This is a genomic window from Martinezella lusitana (genome assembly GCF_016901135.1).
Taxonomy (GTDB): Bacteria; Pseudomonadota; Alphaproteobacteria; order Rhizobiales; family Rhizobiaceae; genus Rhizobium; species Rhizobium lusitanum_D.
On the sequence record NZ_JAFEVL010000079.1, the window covers coordinates 1 to 1431 of the forward strand.

Consider the following 1431-nt stretch of genomic DNA (forward strand, 5'->3'; position numbering starts at 1 on the left):
TTAACCTGATGTGGTGGATGGCGCCCTCCGACGGCATCGAGTGTGCCAGAATAGGTTGTTGCAGAACCTTTTAGAGGAGCCACCCACCATGGGAGAGATTACGACAATCGGACTTGATATCGCAAAGAATGTTTTCCAACTTCATGGAGTTGACGCGGATGGGCAGATCGTCTTGCGCAAATCGCTACGACGAGGGCAGATGCAGCCATTCTTCGAGGCGCTTGCCCCTTGCCTGATTGGCTTGGAAGCCTGCGCGACAGCGCATCACTGGGCGCGAACGCTGATCGCGGCTGGTCATGACGTTCGGCTGATCCCACCGAACTATATCAAGCCGTACCTGCGACGGCAGAAGAATGATGCGGCTGACGCAGCCGCCATCTGCGAAGCCGTCACGCGGCCGTCGATGCGGTTCGTTCCGGTCAAGAGCGAAGACCAGCAGGCAACGTTGATGTTGCACAGTGCACGCGAGCTTCTGATCTCGCAACGGACTGCGCTCATCAATGCCTTGCGTGGTCACTTTGCTGAGCTTGGCATTGTGGCACCACATGGCGCCCACAATGTCCGGCAATTAATCGCCATCCTGGAAGATGAACGGCACAGCCCGCAAGCTGTTCGCACTGCCCTGGCGCCTTTGGCGACAGTGTTGATAGAGATCGAGGGGCAGATCGCAAAGCTCGACAAGGCGCTCCTTGCCGCCCATCGCAACAACGATGTCAGTATCCGGCTTGCGACCGTTCCCGGAATTGGGCCCGTCATCGCAACTTGCCTTTCGGCCAGCGTCTCAGACCCAAAGCTGTTCGAAGGCGGACGTGAGTTCGCAGCCTGGTTGGGCCTTGTCCCCAGGCAGCATTCGACCGGTGGCAAACCAAGGCTGGGCTCGATTTCCAAAATGGGCAACCGGCACCTGCGCAAACTCCTCGTGGTTGGGGCGCACGCAGCCCTCTACAGGATGAAGAAGGGGACGGTTGATACGCCTCTGGCGAACTGGGCGCGTGGCTTGCTGTCGAAGAAGCCCTTCAAGCTTGTTGCAGTCGCGCTCGCCAACAAGATTGCCCGCATTGCCTGGGCGATCATGGCGAGGAACGTGAACTTCCAGTCGGAGCGCGTTTCGAGATGCTCCGATCTGGTTCCAGCTTAAGCGAAAGGCCCCCACGGTCATTGCTACGGGGGCAAAACAGTTGGCGGAGTGACGATGGTATGATGTGACAGCATAGCGGAATGGACCGCACGAACCGAAGAACCCGCGGTGTTGTCTTGCGCAACAACAGCGCGATAACCTGATAGGGATCGGTTCAAGCGGAAAACATCAGGGCCAGCGGTCATCACGCGCCGCATAAATAGGCCGAAGACATGACTGCACCCGACCCGCAAAGCTCAAACACCGGCCAAAATCACATTGCCAAACGGGCGCCATCCAGACATGACATCACC

At 58.1% G+C, this 1431-nt stretch carries 1 protein-coding gene; it reads left to right on the plus strand.

The features are described from left to right. The first annotated feature begins 88 nt into the window (after nt 1–88). On the plus strand, nt 89–1138 hold the full coding sequence (locus JTP94_RS35285) for an IS110 family transposase (protein WP_204854977.1): 1050 nt from the start codon (nt 89–91) through the stop codon (nt 1136–1138). Nucleotides 1139–1431: the final 293 nt, after the last annotated feature.

Bases quoted from the DNA above. Each gene is read 5' to 3' on its own strand.
- JTP94_RS35285 (WP_204854977.1), top strand. From the start codon at position 89: ATGGGAGAGATTACGACAATCGGACTTGATATCGCAAAGAATGTTTTC.